Annotated in this window: 14 protein-coding genes; 6 read left to right on the top strand and 8 right to left on the bottom strand. The window is 63.9% G+C overall.

The window, feature by feature from the left end:
- A partial coding sequence (locus VBE63_RS18195) for a 3'-5' exonuclease (RefSeq protein ID WP_323684435.1) occupies positions 1-2895 on the top strand: 2895 nt, incomplete at its 5' end.
- Positions 2895-5237, top strand: coding sequence for an exodeoxyribonuclease V subunit alpha (gene recD / locus VBE63_RS18190; RefSeq protein ID WP_323684434.1), 2343 nt, complete (start codon positions 2895-2897; stop codon positions 5235-5237). The genes VBE63_RS18195 and recD, both read left to right, overlap by 1 nt.
- A 52-nt stretch (positions 5238-5289) precedes the next feature.
- On the opposite strand, the gene VBE63_RS18185 is transcribed toward recD, so the two are convergent.
- From VBE63_RS18185 to VBE63_RS18150, 8 genes are all read right to left on the bottom strand, one after another.
- Positions 5290-6870, bottom strand: a complete 1581-nt coding sequence (locus tag VBE63_RS18185; RefSeq protein WP_323684433.1) for a cobyric acid synthase — start codon at positions 6868-6870, stop codon at positions 5290-5292.
- A gap of 111 nt (positions 6871-6981) precedes the next feature.
- The gene (locus VBE63_RS18180) at positions 6982-7449 is read right to left on the bottom strand and encodes a DUF29 domain-containing protein (RefSeq protein WP_323684432.1); all 468 of its coding nucleotides are present in this window, start codon (positions 7447-7449) and stop codon (positions 6982-6984) included.
- A 260-nt stretch (positions 7450-7709) separates the two neighbouring features.
- Complete coding sequence (bchE, locus tag VBE63_RS18175; protein WP_323684431.1) at positions 7710-9446, bottom strand: magnesium-protoporphyrin IX monomethyl ester anaerobic oxidative cyclase; 1737 nt, start codon at positions 9444-9446, stop codon at positions 7710-7712.
- 340 nt (positions 9447-9786) lie between these two features.
- Positions 9787-10632, bottom strand: coding sequence for an ABC transporter ATP-binding protein (locus VBE63_RS18170; RefSeq protein ID WP_323684430.1), 846 nt, complete (start codon positions 10630-10632; stop codon positions 9787-9789).
- 118 nt (positions 10633-10750) lie between these two features.
- Positions 10751-11767, bottom strand: coding sequence for an iron ABC transporter permease (locus tag VBE63_RS18165; RefSeq protein ID WP_323684429.1), 1017 nt, complete (start codon positions 11765-11767; stop codon positions 10751-10753).
- A 136-nt stretch (positions 11768-11903) separates the two neighbouring features.
- Entirely contained in the window at positions 11904-12863 is a 960-nt protein-coding gene (locus tag VBE63_RS18160; protein WP_323684428.1) for an ABC transporter substrate-binding protein, read from the bottom strand.
- A gap of 11 nt (positions 12864-12874) precedes the next feature.
- Complete coding sequence (locus VBE63_RS18155; protein WP_323684427.1) at positions 12875-13021, bottom strand: hypothetical protein; 147 nt, start codon at positions 13019-13021, stop codon at positions 12875-12877.
- Positions 13022-13036: 15 nt separating this feature from the next.
- Positions 13037-13912, bottom strand: a complete 876-nt coding sequence (locus VBE63_RS18150) for a TauD/TfdA family dioxygenase (RefSeq protein WP_323684426.1) — start codon at positions 13910-13912, stop codon at positions 13037-13039.
- A gap of 462 nt (positions 13913-14374) precedes the next feature.
- Between VBE63_RS18150 and VBE63_RS18145 the strand changes: the two genes are divergently transcribed.
- From VBE63_RS18145 to VBE63_RS18130, 4 genes are read left to right on the top strand one after another with little or no spacing between them, the layout of a single operon-like run.
- On the top strand, positions 14375-15016 hold the full coding sequence (locus tag VBE63_RS18145; protein WP_323684425.1) for a DUF2490 domain-containing protein: 642 nt from the start codon (positions 14375-14377) through the stop codon (positions 15014-15016).
- 3 nt (positions 15017-15019) lie between these two features.
- The gene (locus tag VBE63_RS18140) at positions 15020-16222 is read left to right on the top strand and encodes a peptidase C39 family protein (RefSeq protein WP_323684424.1); all 1203 of its coding nucleotides are present in this window, start codon (positions 15020-15022) and stop codon (positions 16220-16222) included.
- On the top strand, positions 16215-17696 hold the full coding sequence (locus tag VBE63_RS18135; RefSeq protein ID WP_323684423.1) for a RimK family protein: 1482 nt from the start codon (positions 16215-16217) through the stop codon (positions 17694-17696). Before VBE63_RS18140 ends, VBE63_RS18135 begins: the two co-directional genes overlap by 8 nt.
- A 37-nt stretch (positions 17697-17733) precedes the next feature.
- Positions 17734-18645: a Uma2 family endonuclease gene (locus VBE63_RS18130; RefSeq protein ID WP_323684422.1), complete on the top strand. Its 912-nt coding sequence runs from the start codon at positions 17734-17736 to the stop codon at positions 18643-18645.
- Positions 18646-18820 lie beyond the last annotated feature (175 nt).

Raw genomic sequence — 18820 nt, 5'->3', positions numbered from 1 at the left:
ATCCGCCGACAGTTCCCGGTCGCGCTGATCGACGAGTTCCAGGACACCGATCCGATCCAATACCGGATCTTCGATGCCATCTATCAGGTCGCCGCGAATGATCCCGACACCGCCCTGATCATGATCGGCGATCCCAAGCAGTCGATCTACGCCTTCCGCGGCGCCGACATCCATGCCTATCTGGCCGCACGCCAGGCCACGACGGGACGTCATGCGACCTTGGCGACCAACTACCGCTCCACCGAGGCCATGGTCGCCGCCTGCAACCGCTTCTTCGGCCATGCCGAGGGTCAACCGCGCGGGGCTTTCCGCTTCGCTGAGCAACAGGCGGCCGCGCCCAACGCCGCCCCAGAGGCCAACGCCGCCCCGCATCCGGCTCCCGAGAACCCCATCCCTTATGTCGAGATCACCGCCAACGGCCGCGAGGAGATCCTGCTGATCGACGGCGCACCGGCCACCGCACTGACCTGCTGGACCCTGGAGCCCGAGGGCGCGGTCGCCACGGCGCCGGATGACTATCTGCAACAGATGGCGAGCGCTGCCGCCGCCGAGATCGCCCGCTGGCTGGCCCAGGCCGCCGCCGCTGAGCCGCTGACCGGCTTCGCCCCCCTGGGCAGTGGGCAGGTCACCCAACCGCTCAAGCCGAGCGACATCGCGATCCTGGTCCGCACCGGCGATGAGGCCGCGGTGATGCGCCAGGCCCTCGGCGCCCTGCGCATCAACAGCGTCTATCTCTCCGATCGCGACTCGGTGTTCGAGACCCAAGAGGCGGTCGATCTGCTACATTGGCTCAAGGCCTGCGCCGCACCGACCGAGGAGGGTCTGGTGCGCGCTGCGCTCGGCACCAACACGCTCGCCATCCCGCTCGAGGAGCTGGCCCGCCTGCAAGAGGACGAGCTGGCCTGGGAGACGCAGGTGATGCGCTTCGTCGGCTACCAGCGCACCTGGCAGCGCCAAGGCGTGCTGGCGATGTTGCGCCGGCTGCTGCACGAGCAGGCACTGCCGGCCCGGCTGCTGCAGCGCGCCGAGGGTGAGCGCATCCTCACCAACCTGCTGCATCTGGCCGAATGGCTGCAACAGTCCGCCACCGCCCTCGATGGCGAACAGGCCCTGATCCGCCATCTGAGCACGCACCTGGACAGCAGCGGCGAGGAATTCATCGTCCGCCTGGAGAGCGATGCCGAGCTGGTCCAGGTGATCACCATCCACAAGTCCAAAGGGCTCGAATACCCGCTGGTCCTGCTGCCGTTCATCTGCAGCTGGCGACCGATCGATGGACGCACCCGACAGGTGCCGACGCGACTGGCTGACGATGAGAGGGACGGCGTCGCCAACGCTCGCGCACTGGAGGTGGCGTGCAGGGATGCCTGTCCGGACGCCTGGACCAATGCCGATGACGAACGCCTGAGCGAAGACATGCGCAAGCTCTACGTGGCGCTGACCCGCGCCCGGCATGCGGTCTGGCTCGGGATCACCCCGCTGCGCCGCCTGGGCAACAACCCGCAGCTGCACCAGTCCGCGATTGGCCATGTGCTCAAGGGTGGCCAGTCGTTCGCCGGCGCCGCCGAGGTCTGGGCCGCCCTCGAGCAGCTCAAGGGCGACTGCGAAGACATCGCCATCCAGCCGCTGCCGATGATACCAGCACAGCCCCTGGCGACAGCGACGGACGCCGTACTCGAACCGGCCCGCGCACCCGAGCATGGCCGCTTCGCGCCCTGGTGGATCGCCAGCTATTCGGCGCTGACGGTGGGCGCGGCTCAGGTCGCCGCCGAGCGAGCCGAGCAGGGCCGTGAACCGAGTGCGGGTGACACCGCCGAGCAGGAGACGGCGTTGGAGGAGTCGAGCCTGGGGACGTTGTTGACGACGGCGATGACCGGCATCATCACCAGCGAGCGCGCACACCTCCGCATCGGAGAAGACGAAGTCGCAGGCCAAACCGAGAGCGAGGTCGACAGTGGCCAATCCAGCGGCAAGCCCAACGCCGGCCATACCAGCCAGGCTGGCGGAGACAGCAGCCTGAGCGGTACCGACAGCGGCGACCGCCAGGTCACGCCGAGTCGAGGCGACCCAACCGCTCCGGGCTCACTCCACGCACTCCCGCGCGGCAGCCGCTATGGGACCTTCCTGCACGGTCTGTTGGAATGGGCCGCGCGGCTACCGCTGACCCAAGATCCTCAAGGCCAGCCCAGGCGAGGTTTCGCCGCCGCAGCGCATGTGCCGGCGTTGCGCATGGAACTGCTTGCAAGACGCTGCCAACTGCGCGGCCTCACCGACTGGATCACCCCCTTGGATCAGTGGCTCGAGCAACTGCTCACCAAGTCATGGACGCTCGCTGAACTGTCACCTCCGCAGGGGCCAGCGCCAACACTTCGGTTGGCGGATCTGGCGCCGAGTCAGATCCAGGTCGAGCTCGAGTTCTGGCTCACCAGCGATGGGGTCAAGACCGCCACGCTCGATCGCCTGGTACAGGCCCATTGCCTGCCTGGTGCGCCGCGCCCGCAGCTGCAAGCCAACCAGCTCGACGGCCTGCTCAAGGGCTTCATCGACCTGGTGTTCGAGCATCGCGGGCGCTACTACCTGCTCGACTGGAAATCCAATTGGCTCGGCCCCGACGACAGCGCCTATACCGACGAGGCGATGCGCGCGGCGATCCTTGCCCACCGCTACGACCTGCAATACGCGCTCTACCTGCTCGCCCTGCATCGGCTGTTACGTGCCCGGCTGCCCCATTACCGCATCGAGGATCATTTAGGAGGCGCCCTCTATGTCTTCTTGCGCGGCCATCAAGCGCCGACGCAGGGACTCTTCATGGCGAGACCCAGCCGCGCCTTGATCGAGGGGCTGGATCGGCTGTTTGCCGGCAAGCCGTTGACGACCCAACCGGAGGTGGCCTGATGCCCGATTTCACCACGCGAGAGATGGGCACAGCCGGGAGCGACGATCGGCTCACCACCGCAACGCTGACCGGAAACCCCACCGAGCGCCTAGCCAGTCAAGCCCTGCTCACCCGTCTCAGCGACTGGGTCGCGGCCGGCGCCTTACGCGCGCTGGATCTGGCCTTCACCCGCTTCATCGCCGATGAGGCTGGCGTTACCGATCCGGCCGTGTTGCTTGCGGTGGCCCTGACCAGCGAGCGCAATGGCCATGGCCATGTCTGCCTCGATCTGCGTCGGGCGCTGGAGGCGCCGGAACGACTGCTCAGCCGACTGCGGGACGACACCGAGTTGAGCCCCGGGGTGCGCGCCGAACTGCGCGAGCAACTGGCTGGGCTGAGTCTGGAGGACTGGGTGATGCGCCTCTCCCGGTTCGACAACGTCATCACCTCGATGCTGGATGGGGCGCCTGGACCGAGTGACCCTGCTGATCCTGCCGGCAGGGTTCCATCGAGCGACTCGGCAAGGTCCGAGCCAGCGCACGCGCAGAGGGCGAGCAGTCCACTCGTCCTTGCCGGTAGCCCCGATCAGCCGCTGCTCTATCTGCGCCGCTACTGGCAGTACGAGCAACGCATTCGCGCCGGGATCGAGGCGCGGCTCGCCGCGCCGGTCAAGGTCGTTGAGGACAGACTGGACGACGCTCTTGATGCCCTGTTCGGAAACACGACGAGCCAAGCAACGCCCCCTGCCTCGGCAACGCCGGATTGCCAGCGCATCGCCTGCGAACGCGCCGCCAGGGCGCGCTTCTTCATCATCACCGGCGGTCCCGGGACCGGCAAGACGACGACGGTCGTGCGCCTGCTGGCGTTGCTGCAGCGCTTGGCGATACCTGAGGATCGGCATCAGGCTGCGGCACGTCCATCGCTGCGCATCGAACTCGCAGCCCCCACCGGCAAAGCAGCAGCGCGACTCACCGAGTCGATCGCTGGGCAACAGCATCAACTCCCCGGCGGCGCCGAGGTCTGGGGGCCGATCCCGACCCAGGTCAAGACCCTGCATCGGCTACTCGGCACGATTCCAAACAGCCGCCATTTCCGCCATCACGCCGCCAACCCGCTGCCGGCCGATGTGGTGGTGGTCGATGAGGCCTCGATGGTCGATGTCGAACTGATGGCGCATCTGCTCGATGCCCTCCGACCCGATGCCCGCTTGATCCTACTCGGTGACAAAGATCAGCTCAGCTCGGTGGAGGCCGGCGCCGTGCTGGGGGATCTTTGTCAGCCTGCTCAGCCGGGGCGGCATGGGCGGGAAGCGCAGCACCGGCTGCAGCAGAGCTCCCAAGACCCGCAAGCGCAGTCCGCGTTGCCACCCCCACCCTGCGTCCTAGAGACCGACTCCGGCCTCGGAGCGGCCATCGTGATCCTCTCGCACAGCTACCGCTTCAGCGAAGCCGGCGGCATCGGTGCGCTGGCCAAACGGGTCAACCAGGGCGGGGGCGTAGATCAGCCGCCAACGGCCACCGCGGAGCCAGACCCAACGTCCGTTGCAAACGTCTTAGCGCTGTTCGAGGCCAAGCAACAGCCAGCGTTGGGTGTGATCGAGGCGCAGGTACTCGCCGATCCCGAGGATGCCGCGTTGACCCGCCTGATGACCGAGGCCTATGGGGCTGAGGACAGCTTCTTGGGTCAACTGCGCGACCAAGCGCCATCGGCGGATGCCGATCAGGCGGCGTTTGATCAGTGGGCTGCGGAGATCTTACAGGCGCAAAAGCGCTTCCAACTGCTCACCCCGCTGCGCCAAGGTGTTTGGGGCGTCGAGGGGCTCAACCAGCGCGTCATCGCGCTGCTGAGACAGCGCGGATGGCTGAGCCAGACCGATGACAGCGCATCACCCCGGCAGTGGTTCGCCGGACGGCCGGTGATGGTCACCCGGAACGACTACAGCCTGAATCTGATGAATGGCGATATCGGCATCACCTTGCCCGTGCCGGCGCAGGGTCGGCACGGGCAGGGTGGCGCCGCGATCCTGCGCGTCGCCTTTCCGACCGCCGAGGGCGGTGTGCGCTGGGTCTTACCCAGCCGCTTGCAGGCGGTGGAGACGGTGTTTGCGATGACCGTTCACAAGGCCCAGGGCTCGGAGTTCGAGCACACCGCGCTGATCCTGCCGGATAGGCCCAATCCGGTGCTGACCCGCGAGTTGCTCTATACCGCCATCACCCGCGCCAAGCAGCGCTTCACGCTGCTCTACAGTGAAGAGGCGGTGCTCGGTGCGGCACTGGCCGGGCGCGTCGAGCGGGCCAGCGGATTGCAGGGCGGGTGGATCGGTAGTGCTCTAGATCTGTTGATTTACCGAGCAAGCCTTTGATTTAGAATAATTAAATATGATTCAACAACAGATCTGAGGCACTACCGCCAGTTTACTGTGCGAGGGCGAGCAGGGCGTCGAGGTCGAGGTTGGTCTCGCAATGATCAGCAAGGGCGTCGAGGGCGGCCTCGATGCGTTGCTCGAAGTCGAGCGCTGCGGCTTTAGCGCCGACCTGTTCGAGCCAGTGGGCGCGGAAGCCATCGCTGGCGAAGATGCCATGCACATAGCCGCCCATGACGCGGCCGCTTGCTGAGACGGCTCCTTCCGGACGGACGCAGCCCTGGTCGTCCTGGAGCAGAAGCCAGGGCCGTTCGAGCCCGACACCTTGGGTTCGACCCATGTGCATCTCGTAGCCGGTGACGCGGCAGCCGCTATGTTGGTCGGTTAGATCGAGGTCGATCAGGCGCTTGTCGCCACCGATCAGCGTCTCGATCTCGAGCAGGCCGAGGCCGGGTGTTTCGCCTGGCTCGCCTTCGATGCCCTCGGGGTCGCGCACCACCTGGCCGAGCATCTGAAAGCCGGCGCAGAGGCCGAGCAGGCGGCCACCACGGCGGACATGGGCGAGGATGTCGATGTCCCAGCCCTCGCGGCGCAAGGTCTGCAGATCGACACGCGTGGCCTTGGAGCCGGGCAGGATGATGACATCGGTGGTCGCCGGGATCGGCTCGCCGGGCTGTATCCAGCGCAGGTTCACCGCCGGCTCAGCGGCTAGCGGATCGAGATCGTCGAAATTGGCGACCCGCGACAGGCGCGGCACGGCAATGTTGATGCTGCCGCCGCCGTTGGCCCAGTCGCCCTCGGCGGGGCGCTCGAGCGCCAGCGAGTCCTCGGCGGGCAGGCGCGCGGCGCCCTCGAACCAGCGCAGCACGCCGAGGAAAGGCCAGCCGGTGATCTCGGTGATGGTGTCGCAGGCCGGCTCGAACAGCGAGAAGTCGCCGCGAAACTTGTTCACCAGGTAACCGACCACGCGCGCGCGATCGGCCTGATCGAGCAGCAGCCAGGTGCCGACCAGCGAGGCCATGGTGCCGCCCTTGTCGAGATCGCCGACCACGATCACCGGCACCCGCGCTTGCTCGGCGAAGTACATGTTGGTGATGTCGCAGTCGCGCAGATAGATCTCGGCGCCGCTGCCAGCGCCCTCGACCAGCACCAGATCGGCCTCGGCGCAGGTGCGCTCGAAGCTGTCGAGGATGGCCGGCATCATGCCTTGGCGCATCTGGTGGTAGACGCGCGCCGGGCAGTTACCGAGCGAGCGCCCGCGCAGCACGACCTGCGAGCCGACGTTGGTCTGTGGCTTGAGCAGCACCGGGTTCATGTGGATCGAGGGCGGCACGCCACAGGCGCGCGCTTGCAGGGCCTGGGCACGGCCGATCTCGCCGCGCGGTTGTTCGCCATCGGCACCGATCGGGGCGTCGCTATCGGCGGTGACCGCTGCATTGTTGCTCATGTTCTGCGCCTTGAACGGACGCACGGCGAGCCCGCGCCGGCTGTAGGCTCGGCAGAGTCCCGCCACCAGCAGGCTCTTGCCGACGTCGGAGGCGGTGCCCTGGATCATCAGGGCGCGCGCGCGGCGTGGGCCGTGGTCGAGCAACGGGGGTAGCTGAAGGTCGATCATCGGTGCGGTGTCTGGCATGGTCTCCTACTCACCCGCTTGAGCCTTAAAGTCCGGCTGGAGGTTGAATGGCGGTCCAGCGCTGATATCGGTATCATTCCGGCACGTTTCGTTCCGGAAGATGCTGTGCTGTCATCGCTCGGGATAAAAGCTATCGTCCAGCAGTTGTGTGATGGAGTAGGGACAGACTTCCGGAAAGGTTGATCGCGCCAGGCGGGTTTCTTTGTGCGCGAGGTCAACAGCGTCGGCATAGGCATCAATGCTGGTTTCTTCTAAGACCGACTTTAGGCCGGGCGACTTGCGCAGCAGGACACTGATCTGCTGGCGCTGTTCGATGATCGTCGAACGCCAGCTATCGCCCTTGAATTCGCGCCAGCGTTCGCTGAGCGTTTGGTATTGGAATTGCCACTTGAGCAGGTGTGCGATCAGGATCAAAAAACGGCTATGCAATTCGCGCCGATCACTTTTACCCATATCGCTCAACTCTTCCAATAAGTGTTCGATATCCAGTTCCTCGAAGCGACCGGCGCGTAATAATTCGGCGTTGCGTTGCGTCCATTGGGAGTAGTCGGTCTGATAGAGAGAAGCGAGTTCAGTCATGGCGAATCCTCTCAACAAATTCTCTCAAAAGGCGTCTCCCCAATGAGACAAGGTCGCGCCTTGCCGTGATGCTCCCGGCAGGCACGATCAAACATCAGGATGAAGGCGATGTGATCGCCACTCGGATGCTGAGATTTGCACCTTGGCCTCGCCGCACTTGCGTGTGGCCGGGCAAAGACCGACGCTGACGCCTGGGCCTCTTCTGCCTCGCCCCCCACTTGCGCGGGGCGAGGCAAAGACGGAGACTCGGTCGGTTACGGCTAGGCCTCCTCAGCCACCGCCTCGCGCGGCTTGCTCGTCTGCAACTCTGGCATCGCGACAGTGGCGGAGGACGATGCTGGCCTGATGCCGCCACCGCAGCCACCCGGCTGACACTTTGGTGAGGCTTCGCCGCCGATCTCCAGGTCTTCCATCTGCTGATTGCCACCGCCGCAGGCCATGGGCACGGCTTGGCTGGTGCCGAGCGCCGGGCGCTTGGCGGCTGGGGCCTGCTTCCAAGCATTGTGATCCGGCTCGACGATCTTCGACTTGCTCTTGTCGTAGTCGAACCTGATCAGCTTCTTGAACATCGGCCCCCAGTAGTTCTGCTTGCCAAGCTGGTAGAACTTGCGCTCATAGGCACTCTTGAAGAAGGCCTTGATGCAGCCGATCAGGTACTTGCGACGGAAGGGGTCCTTGACCCAGGGGTACTGGAACAGCATCCGCTTCATGTAGAAGCGCCGATAGTTGGCCATGACGCCATCGAGCAGCTCGGCGCGGTCGATGCTATCCGGCTTCATGATCGGCTGGACGAAGTTGTACTTGGAGTAGTCGAATACCTCGACCCGGTCGCCCATCTCGGTGAACATGTCGGAGAACGGCCAGGGGGTATACATCGACCAGTTGGCCATGTCCGCGCCCCAGTCCATGACCATCTGATAGGTCTCTTCCAGGGTCTCGCGGGTCTCGTTCTCGAGGCCGACGATGAACTGGGCCTCGGTGACGATGCCGTTCTCTTGCAGCAGCTGCACCGCGCGCTTGTTCTGCTCGATCGTGGTCTCCTTGACGAAGCGGTCTAGGTTCAACTGCGCGGCGGCCTCGGTGCCGAGCGAGACGTGAACCAGCCCAGCCTTGCGGTAGAAGGGCAGCAGATCCTCGTCGCGCATGACGTCGGTCACACGGGTGTTGATGCCCCAATGGATGCCGAGATCCCGATCGATCAGCTCCTGACAGAACTCGACGAACTTGGCCTTGTTGATCTGCGGCTCTTCGTCGGCGAGGATGAAGAAGCCGACGCCGTGGACCTTCACCAGCTCCTCGATCTCGTCGACCATCTTCTTCGGATCACGCACGCGATAGTCGCGCCAGAACTTCCACTGCGAGCAGAAGCTACAGGTGAAGGGGCAGCCGCGTGCCATGTTGGGTGTGGCGACCGGCACGCCGAGCGGAATGTAGATGTACTTCTTCCACTCGAGGATGCCCCAGTCGGGCCAGATCGAATCGACATCCTTGATCGAGGGCTCGACCGGGGTGGCGATGACCTTGTTGTCCTCGTCCAGATAGGCAATGCCCTTGATCTTCTCGCGCTCAGTGGGCCAGCGGCCCTCGTCGATGGCGCGCACCAGGTTCAGCGTGACCGCCTCGCCCTCGCCACGCACGATGACGTCGATCCAAGGTGCCTCGCCGAACACTTGCTGGTACATGAAGGTGGGATGGATGCCGCCGAGCACCGTGATGGCGTTGGGGCATTCTTCCTTGGCGATCTGCAATAGCCGCTGCGCGGTGTAGATCATCGGCGTCATCGCCGTGGTGGCGACGATATCGGCCTTGGCGTCACGGATGGCGACCCGCAGCTGTTCTTCGTCGAGGTTGTCCACCAAGCCATCGACGAAGTGGTAATCGGTGTAGCCGCCCTGCTTCAGATAGCCAGCCAGATAGGCGACCCATGCCGGAGACCAGTTGCCGGCGATGTCCGCGGCGCCAGCGCTATAGTTGGGGTGGACAAAAAGGATGCGCATTGTCAGCTCCGATGAATCTTGCCGTCGCACGCGAGCGCCGACCAGCGGTGAAAGGGCACTGGGCCCACGTCGATCGCAGCCTGGGCAATGGCTGCTTCAGCCCCTGTTTGGTTGTCGAGGTGTAGCCTGTATGATTAGCTCGGCTGACAGTCTTCGCTGTCGTGCCAGCATGACAGTCGGAGACTATCATGCACCGTGCCTCGCTGACCTTGTCGTGCCGCAAAGCAGTTGCCCTGAATCAAGCGCTTCGGGCTTTGCTGCCCGACGTTACAGGGGAACCGCTGCTTGGCGTCATACGACCACAGGACCTCTGCATTAGGAGCATTTGCGGCTCCAACATTCACCCACCCTTGTCGCAGCTCCAAGGCACGATATAGCGGTGCAGCTGGTCGCCATCCTGATGTTCGCCGATGATCGCTTGCACGCCATAGACAAAGGCGAGATGCTCAGGGCTTAAGACGGTCTCGACCCGACCGCTGGCGACTGCGGCACCTTGGTCGAGCAGCAGAAGGCGATCGCAGAAGCGACTGGCCAGCGTCAGGTCATGCAGGACGACGATAACGCTCTGTCCGGTCTGGCAGCGGGCACGCAACAGCTCCATGACTTGGAGTTGATGCATCGGATCGAGCGCGGCGACCGGCTCATCGGCGAGCAGTACCTCGGCCTCGACCGCGAGCGCGCGGGCGAGCCGGGCACGGGCGCGCTCGCCACCGGAGAGTTCGTCGGCGCGGCGCCCGCGCAGCGACCAGAGGTCAGCCGCGTGCAGGGCCTCCTCAATGGCGCGCTCATCGGCCTGGGCATCGCCGGCCGAGCGATCCCGGCACGCCTTGCCGTGCAAGCCAGTGCCTAAGCCGCCGCGCCACCAGCTGCCGCGGTAGGGGTGGCGGCCTAGCGCGACCAGATCGTGGACGCTGATCGGCCACTGCAGGCGGTCGTCCTGGCTCAGATAGGCGAGCCGCTGCGCACGCTCGCGTGCCGACATCCGTGCCAGTGACTGCCCATTGAGACAGATGCTGCCTCGATAGGGCAGCACCTGGGTGATGGCCTTGATCAGCGTGCTCTTGCCAGCCCCATTTGGCCCAATCAGCCCAAACAGCTCGCCGGCCGCGATCTCGATGTCGAGGCTTGATAGCAGAGTCCTCCCAGCAAGCTCAACGGAGAGGGCTTCGATCGTCAATCGGCTCAAAACGACTGCCTCCATGAATGTTGCGCCAATGCCAATGCCAGCGCCAGAGAGACCTGAGTATCGAGCAGCGACCAGATCAGGCAGGTGCCGTTCGAGAAGGCCGCGATCATTTCCAAGCTCACAGCATATCCCTGCGCGAGCGCAGTACCAGCGCCAGGAAGAAGGGCGCCCCTACCAGCGCGGTGACCACGCCAAGCTGCAGCTCCTTCGGCGTGCCGATCAGCCGTAGCATGATATCGGCGGCGAGCACCAGGACCGCGCCGCCTAAGGCGCTTGGCAGCAGCAGCTGGCCCGATCGATATTGGACGAAGCGGCGCAGCATGTGCGGCACCACCAGGCCAACGAAGCCAATTGCGCCGGTCACCGCCACGCAGGCTCCGACGCTGAGCGCGGTGCCGACAATGATCAGCACCCGCAGTCGTGGAAGATTCACACCCAGGCTGGTCGCCTCTGCTTCGCCGAGTGCGAGCACCTCTAGCGCCGGTGCGGCAGCGAACAGCAGCAGCAGGCCGAGCAGCACGAAGGGCAGCACCAGGCGCAGATCGGCAAAGCCGCGGTCGCTGATCGAACCCAACAGCCAGAGCACGATGTCCTGCACATCATAAGGATTCGGCGCCAGATTCAAGGCCAGAGAGGTCAGCGCCGATGCCAGCGCCGAGACAGCGACGCCAGCGAGGATCAGGGTCAGGTTCGAGGAGCCTGCGCGCGCCAGCCCATAGAGAAACAGGGTCGCCAGCAGCGCGAACAGCATCGCCGTGGCTGGCAAGGCCCAATCGTTGATGGCGCTGAGGCCGAAGTAGAGGGTCAAGACGGCACCTAGCCCAGCGCTTGAAGAGATCCCCAGCAGCCCAGGCTCAGCCAGCGGATTGCGCAGTAGGCCCTGTAGTGCGGCGCCCGACATCCCGAGAGCCATGCCCACCAGCCAGGCCAATAGCACCCTGGGCAGCCGGATCTGCTGCACGATCAGTTGCTCTGTCTCTGGTCCACTTCCGAATAGGCCAGCGACAACCTCGCTCAGCGACAGTGGCGCGGCCCCAAAACGCAATGAGAGCAGGCTCAGGCCGAGCAGAAGCAGGACCAAGGCCGCGTTAAGGAGCAGCGCTGCGCGCTCAGGATAAGGAGAGCGGGCGCGCATCAGCAAGGCGCCCGCCTGTCGGGCTGCCAGCAGAAGCGCTCGTCAAGTCCGACAGGCGGGTGAGCGCCCAAAACAATCATGTCTCACAACCAATTGTTTGGAAAGTGCTGATCCGCGCCATCTGCGGTTGATCGACTCAGTGCGCGGGTTGGGGGTCGAAGAAGATATGAATCGTCTTCAACTGCTCGGCGATCAGCTCGGCGGCGTCGATCAGCTCCAGTCCGCCGCAGCCCCATCCGCTGTTGCTCGGCAGCTGAATGCTGGGTATCCGTGCCAGCAGTTGGTGCAGCAGCGGATGGCGACCGAAGCGCGCTGTCGACTGTGGTTGCGCCTGATCGAAGTAGCCGAGCAGGAAGATATCCGGTGGATCAAGCATCAACTGTTCGAGTGGCACTGTACCCCAACCGCGGATGCCCTGCTCGGCCGCGAGATTGCGCAGACCGAGCAATCCGAGCAGGGCATCGATATAGGTCTCACTGCCTGCGGTGCCGCCGTTGGGGCGTAGATAGAGCGTCTTGAGTGCCGCAGTCCGAGCCGGCAGTTGCTCCGTCAGCGCCTTGATCCGAGCCTGCGCGTTGGTGATCTCGCCTGCGCCCGCAACTTCGCGACCGATCGCTTGGGCAATCTCGCGCGTCATGGCGAGAGCATCCTCGACACCTCTAGGATAGGGTAGGGGGACGATGCGGATACCTTGATCAGCGAGCAGCTCAGCATGCAAGCGCGACGACCAGCCCAAATAGGTGAGCGCGATATCGGGCTGGAAGTAGAGCATCTCCTCGACGGCCGCGCGATTGGCTGGGTAGGCGGATGCGATCTCGGCGACCGGTGATTGCGCTGGGTCTTGCGCCTGGCGTGAGACTGAGAGGATCTGCTCCGGTGCCGCCAAGCGCAGCAGCAACAGGTCGGCGCAGAGGTTGGTGCTGATGACCGAGGGTAACGGCTGTGCAAGGGTAGGGAGCTCAGCGTTAGGGGGCACGGCGGAAGCGATGGACTCAGTGGCAAGCGGACGCTCCGGGGAGGTCTCCGAGCCATGCGCAAAGAGGCTGAGAAGCCATAGCAACAGCGATGACAACGACAAGGGGATCGGTCTCAGCATCGGAAGGTGGCTCATTCAAACAGTGCCTTGAGCAGGGTATTGCGGGCATTCTGATAGAGCCGGGTATCGACTTTGGTCGCTATGTCATCAATGCCCAGCTGCACGGCGCGTTCCCGCAACTGATAGATCGCCTGGATGCTTGGGTGAGCGGCGCTCAAGTCTTAGAACAGCACTCAGGTGCCCTGAATCCGATCATAGTAGCGTGCGCGATAGAGCAACCTGGGCACGGCGCCGTCACTGAAGCCGCTGCGGGTGTGCAGCACATTGTTGCTGATCAGTCCCCAACCGGATTCCAGACGGCCTTGTAGATGCCAGTCTGATGCCTGCTCGAGTGTGGCTTTCAGGGAGGCCACGGCCTCCTGTGTCAGCGGGTCGTCGCGCCAGGCGATATTGCGCGCTCGGTTGGTATAGCGCATGTGCAGCTGGCCGTCGGCGCGGACCGAGAACACTGGCCCGGTTCGATCCGGGCGCACTTGCTTGCCGTCGACATAGCTCGCTGGGATGGTCATGCACTCGGGGTGCATCAGCGCGCGGATGGACTCGGGTGATTGATCGCGCAGCAGGATGTAGACGATCTCGTGATCGAGCAGGTCGTTGGCGCCGCCCTGCTCGGCAGGATGGACGCAATGCAGCAGCAGGCTGTCGATGCGCTGCTCGGGCGCGTTGTAGTAGCCGTCGGTGTGCCAGGCGATGGGGCGGTTGGAGTAGGGGATATAGTCGCGATGCCGGGCGTCGGTCTGCACCGTCAGTGAGGTGATGGCGTCGTCATCGGCGCCGCGGTTGTGGTCGAGCCGCTGCAGCCCGAAGGCTGCACCGAGTTGGGTGGGGATCGCCTTGTCTGGATCATCGCCGGTCTTGCCGATGTAGATGGCCATATTGGCGCGCTGGCAACGCTCGAGGATGGCCACCTGCTCGGCTGGCCTGAGTTGGCGCGGGTCGTTGATCTCGACCAGGAGATCCTCAAGCCGGGTGGGTGCTTCGGCGAGCTTGCGTTCGCGCCAAAGCTGATAGGCGCTCTCGGCAGCGAGATCGAATGGCGATAGGGACATGAGTGATGCTTCGAGTCAGCGAGACGGTGACACCCATTCTCTCACGGTCAGCAAGGTTTTGGATGAGGTTGCCTGGGATGTAGCCTCGACATGGTGTCGCGTGATGTTGTGACTTGGCAAGAAGATGCTCGCGCAGAGACGCAGAGACGCAGAGGAAGAAAGCACTTGCTCGATGTTCCCAGTGCGCTTCTCTTGCCCTTCTCTTCTTCTCAGCGGCTTTGCGTCTCTGCGCGAGATATCTTTTCTTGTGTCGTCTACGCGACATGGCACCATCTGATTGACATTATGCGGAGGACGCACCCGTTGCCTGGCTAGATGCTGAGCTGGCCCGGGTATAGACTCGACAAGATATTCCTCATGACCCCTCTTGGTTCAGTCCAGTTACGAATGCTCGAACCCAATCCGAGGCGACCATCCCGACCATCTGTCCGACGACGCGGCATCAACGGTATGCGACGATTGTTGGCCGCCGTCGTTACAAGCTTGGCGCTGCTCTCGGCGGCGGCGCCGCTGATGGCTGAGCAGGATGCAGGTGCCAGCTACAACCTGCTATTGAAAGCCTCGCTGAGCGACGACTGGTTCCTCATCTCGCGCTCGAACCTGGCCTCGCGGAACAATTTTGAGGACAATTTCCTCGCCTTTACCGGCCTCGGGATCGGCTACCAGATGACCCCAAGCTTCAGTGTGCGTCTCGGTTATCGGCGTGCCTGGTTTCGCTTCACCGACGACTGGCAGCCCGAGAATCGCGGCTATCTTGAGGGCTATTTCGCCGAGCGCATCGGTGGTTTTCGCGTGACCAATCGTGCCCGAGTCGAGGTGCGGAGCTTCGATTGGCGCAGCGACGATGTGCGGCTGCGCAACGAGATCACCCTGGAGGCGCCCTGGGAACTAACGCCGCTGCGGCTGACGCCCTACCTGGAAGAAGAGCTCTTCTACAGCACGCGAAATGAGTGGATCGAGGCCAACTGGCTCGGCGGAGGTCTCGCCTGGCGTCCGGCGAAAGGCGTCAAGCTCAAGCTGGGGTATCGTTGGAACCGGTTCCGATCGGGCGACGACTGGTCCAACCGCAATGTCTTGGTCACCGGCATCAATGTCTTCTTTTAAGCAATGCGCATTCGATCGGCCGCGGTAGCGGATATCGACGCATTGCTTGAGCTAGAGCTGGCGAGTTTCGCCAGTGATCGGCTCAGCCGCCGGCAGTTTCGCTACATGCTCACGCGGGCTCATGCACAAACGCTGGTCGCCGAGGATGACCAGCGTCTGCTCGGCTATGTGCTCGTGTTGTTCAGCCGCGCGACCTCGGTGGCGCGGCTGTATTCCATTGCCGTTGCTGAGCAGGCGCGCGGCCAGGGTGTGGGTCGGGCGCTCGTGGTCGCTGCCGAGCAGGCCGCCTGGGCTGAGGAGCGCGCCTTCATGCGGTTGGAGATCCGGCGTGATAATACGGCCTCACAGGCGCTGTTCGAAGCCGCTGGCTATCGCCGCTTCGGGGTGCTGTCGAACTACTATGCCGACCATGAGGAGGCACTGCGCTACGAGAAGCGGCTCTCGACGGATCGCAAACCGGTGCTCAAGCGCGTACCGTTCTATGCACAGACCCTCGATTTCACCTGCGGGCCATCGTCGCTGATGATGGCGATGCAGGCGTTGCGACCTGGGATCGAGCTGACGCGCACCCTGGAGCTGCGCATCTGGCGCGAGTCGACCACCATCTTCATGACCTCCGGGCATGGGGGCTGCGGGCCGCTCGGATTGGCATTGGCCGCACAGCGGCGCGGGTTTTTGGTTGAGGTCTTCGTCAATGATCCGGGCGTGCCGCTGATCGATTCGGTACGCAGCCCGGAGAAGAAGGAGGTGATGCGTTTGGTACACGAGGACATGTGCGCTGAGAGCGAGCGCCGGGGTATCCCCGTGCAGCAGGGCACGCTCGGCATTGAGGATCTGCAGGCGCGCTGGGATCGTGGCGTGGTGCCGCTGGTCCTGATCAGCTCCTACCGCATCTATCGCGAAAAATTCCCGCACTGGGTCGTGGTGACGGGGTTTGATGCCCACTTCGTCTATTGCCACGACCCCTATGTTGACCTGGACAACGGAGAGACGACACTGGACTCGATCGATATGCCCATCCGCCGCGAGGACTTCAGCCGCATGGCCCGCTATGGGCGTGTTGGGCTGCAAGCGGTGGTGCTGATCTCGGCAGCGCAGGATCAGCCACAAGCGAATGATCCGGCTCTGGGCGGGCGGCGGGCTAATGGCCCGGTGGGCGAGCAGGAAGCCCGGATCTCGGCACAGGACAGCAACGCGCATGGCTGAGCATCTGCTGCTGGTCGAGCAACCGGGCGACTGGAAGACCGGCTTTCCGAACATGCCGGTAGTCACCGCGCGCGACTATCTGGGCGGCGGCGAGCTGGCCGCCAAGCGTGGCCTGCGGGTGATCAATCTTTGCCGCAGCTATCGCTACCTCTCGGTGGGCTACTATTGCTCGCTGCTGGCCGAGGCACGCGGGCAGAAGGTGATCCCCGATGTGCGCACGATCCAGGAGCTCTCTAGCCGTTCGCTCTACAGCCTCTCGACCGAGGAGCTCGACGGGCTGGTGCAGCGTCTGCTCGGCCGGCGCAAGAGTTCGGCGCTGGCGCCGACCGCCTATGAGCTGACGATCTGTTTCGGTCAATGCGACGTCAAGGAATTGCAGCCGCTGGCGCGCGAGATCTTCGAGGCCTTCCGCTGCCCGATCCTGCGCGTCGAGTTCAAGCGCAATGGCACTTGGCGCATCGGCGCCATCAAGGCCTTGCCCCTCGCCGCGGTGCCGAGCGAGGGCGAGGCGGCACTGTTCAGCGCGCTCGAAGGCTATCTCTCGCGGCGCTGGCGGCAGCCGCGTGCCCGACTCTCATATCGCTACGATCTGGCCGTGCTGCATGATCCGAACGAGGATCTACCTCCATCGGACGGCAAGGCGCTGCAGCAGCTGATCAAGGCCGGCAAGGCGCTCGGGGTCAATGTCGAGCTGATCCAGCGCAAGGATTACAGCCGACTCGCCGAGTACGACGCGCTCTTCATTCGCGAGACCACGCGCATCGGCCATCACACCTTCCGCTTCGCCAAGAAGGCCGATCGGGAAGGCATGGTGGTGATCGATGATCCGGACTCGATCCTGCGCTGCACCAACAAGGTCTATCTCGCCGAGCTGCTCGCCGCGCATCGGGTGCCGCGGCCGAAGACCCTGGTGCTGCGCCGTGAAACGCTGCTCGAGGCCGAGCAGCAGATCGGCTATCCGGTGGTGTTGAAGATCCCTGAAGGCTCGTTCTCGCGCGGTGTGTTTCGGGCCGAGACGCGCGCTGAGCTGACCCGCATCGCGACCAAGCTGTTCAAGCAATCGGACCTGATTCTGGCGCAGGAGTATCTCTACACGCCCTTTGATTGGCGTATCGGCGTGCTCGGCCGCCAGCCCTTCTATGCCTGCAAGTATCTCATGAGCCGCGGGCACTGGCAGATCGTCAAGCATGAGCAAGACGGTCGCCACGAGCAGGGCGGGTACGAGACCTTAGCCATGGAGGCGGTGCCGTCGGCGGTGCTGAAGACCGCACTCAAGGCCGCCGACCTGATTGGTGATGGACTCTACGGGGTCGATCTGAAGGAGACGCCAGCGGGGCCGGTGGTGATCGAGGTGAATGACAACCCGAGTCTGGATGCCGATGTCGAAGACAAGGTGCTTGGCGATCAGCTCTATGCGCGGCTGATTGGCGAGTTTGTCGCCCGTCTCGATCGCCGTCGCGGGCGCCGTGAGTAACGCAGCCTATCAATCAACTTGCACGAGGTTTTTGACGATGTCTCAAGTCGTCCGCGACCTGACCAGGCCAACGGCCAGACAGCTCGCATCCACTGAGCTGACGCAGGCCAACGCCGCGCTGGAGCCTTACGATGGTATGCAAGTGAGCGAAGCCGAGTATTGGCGCTGTTATGCCGATTGGCCGGATGTGACCTTTGAATGGCATGATGGACGACTGGAGGCCAAAGGCGTGTCGGATTGGGCGACGATTCTCGTGTTTCAATGGTTCACCGGCCTCATCCGCTACTTTCTCGACAGCCATGGGGGAGGCCAATTTGTCAATCAGGAGCTGGGATTCTCCTTCTCACTGACGACGCAGGAGACGCGCCGGCGCAGCATTCGCCGACCGGACACGGCCGTTATTCTGCCCGACAATCCCCACCAGCTGCAGCCGAGCGACCGGACCTACCAAGGAGTCTTTGACCTCTGCCTGGAGGCCCTCTCCGATAGCGACCCGAACCAAAAGGCGCGCGATCAGGTGACCAAGGTTAGGGAGTACGCCCAAGCGGGGGTGGCGGAATACTACATTCTGGCCGCAAACCTCCGCGACTGCGCCTTTTATCGTCGTGACACCGAGGGCCGTTACACACCGCTGTTGCCTGATCAGGATGGGGTGATGGCATCTGCGTCCTTGCCGGGATTGCGTTGGCGCTGGCGCGACCTGGCTCGGCAACCATCGCTGGAAGCACTGCTAGCCGACCCTGTCTACCAAGGCTATGTCTTGCCGGAATTCAACCAGTCCCAGGCGGATAAGGCTGCCGCGCTTCAGCGCGCGGAACAAGAGGCCCGGCGAGCCGATCAAGAGTCCAGGCGAGCGGAACAAGAAGCCAGGCGAGCCGATCAAGAAGCCGCAAGAGCTGAACGGTTGTCCGATCGCTTACGGCAATTCGGCATCGACCCACTGGACTGACACCAGCGTGCCGCGCATCATCAATTTGATAGGGCTGCACGAGCTTCTGGCACATGATTCAAGAAGAAGCAGTTGAAGCGTCTGCAGAGGGCAGGGAAGCCGTTTTCATGATCGACACTCGATTGTGAAAGACCCTCGCGCGAGCAACGGCTTCAAGAACTGCCCGGTATAGGAC

It is taken from the genome of Lamprobacter sp., assembly GCF_034860625.1.
Taxonomy (GTDB): domain Bacteria; phylum Pseudomonadota; class Gammaproteobacteria; order Chromatiales; family Chromatiaceae; genus Lamprobacter.
The sequence above is the reverse complement of the archived record's forward strand: the minus strand, read 5'-3'. Positions and strand labels throughout refer to the sequence as shown.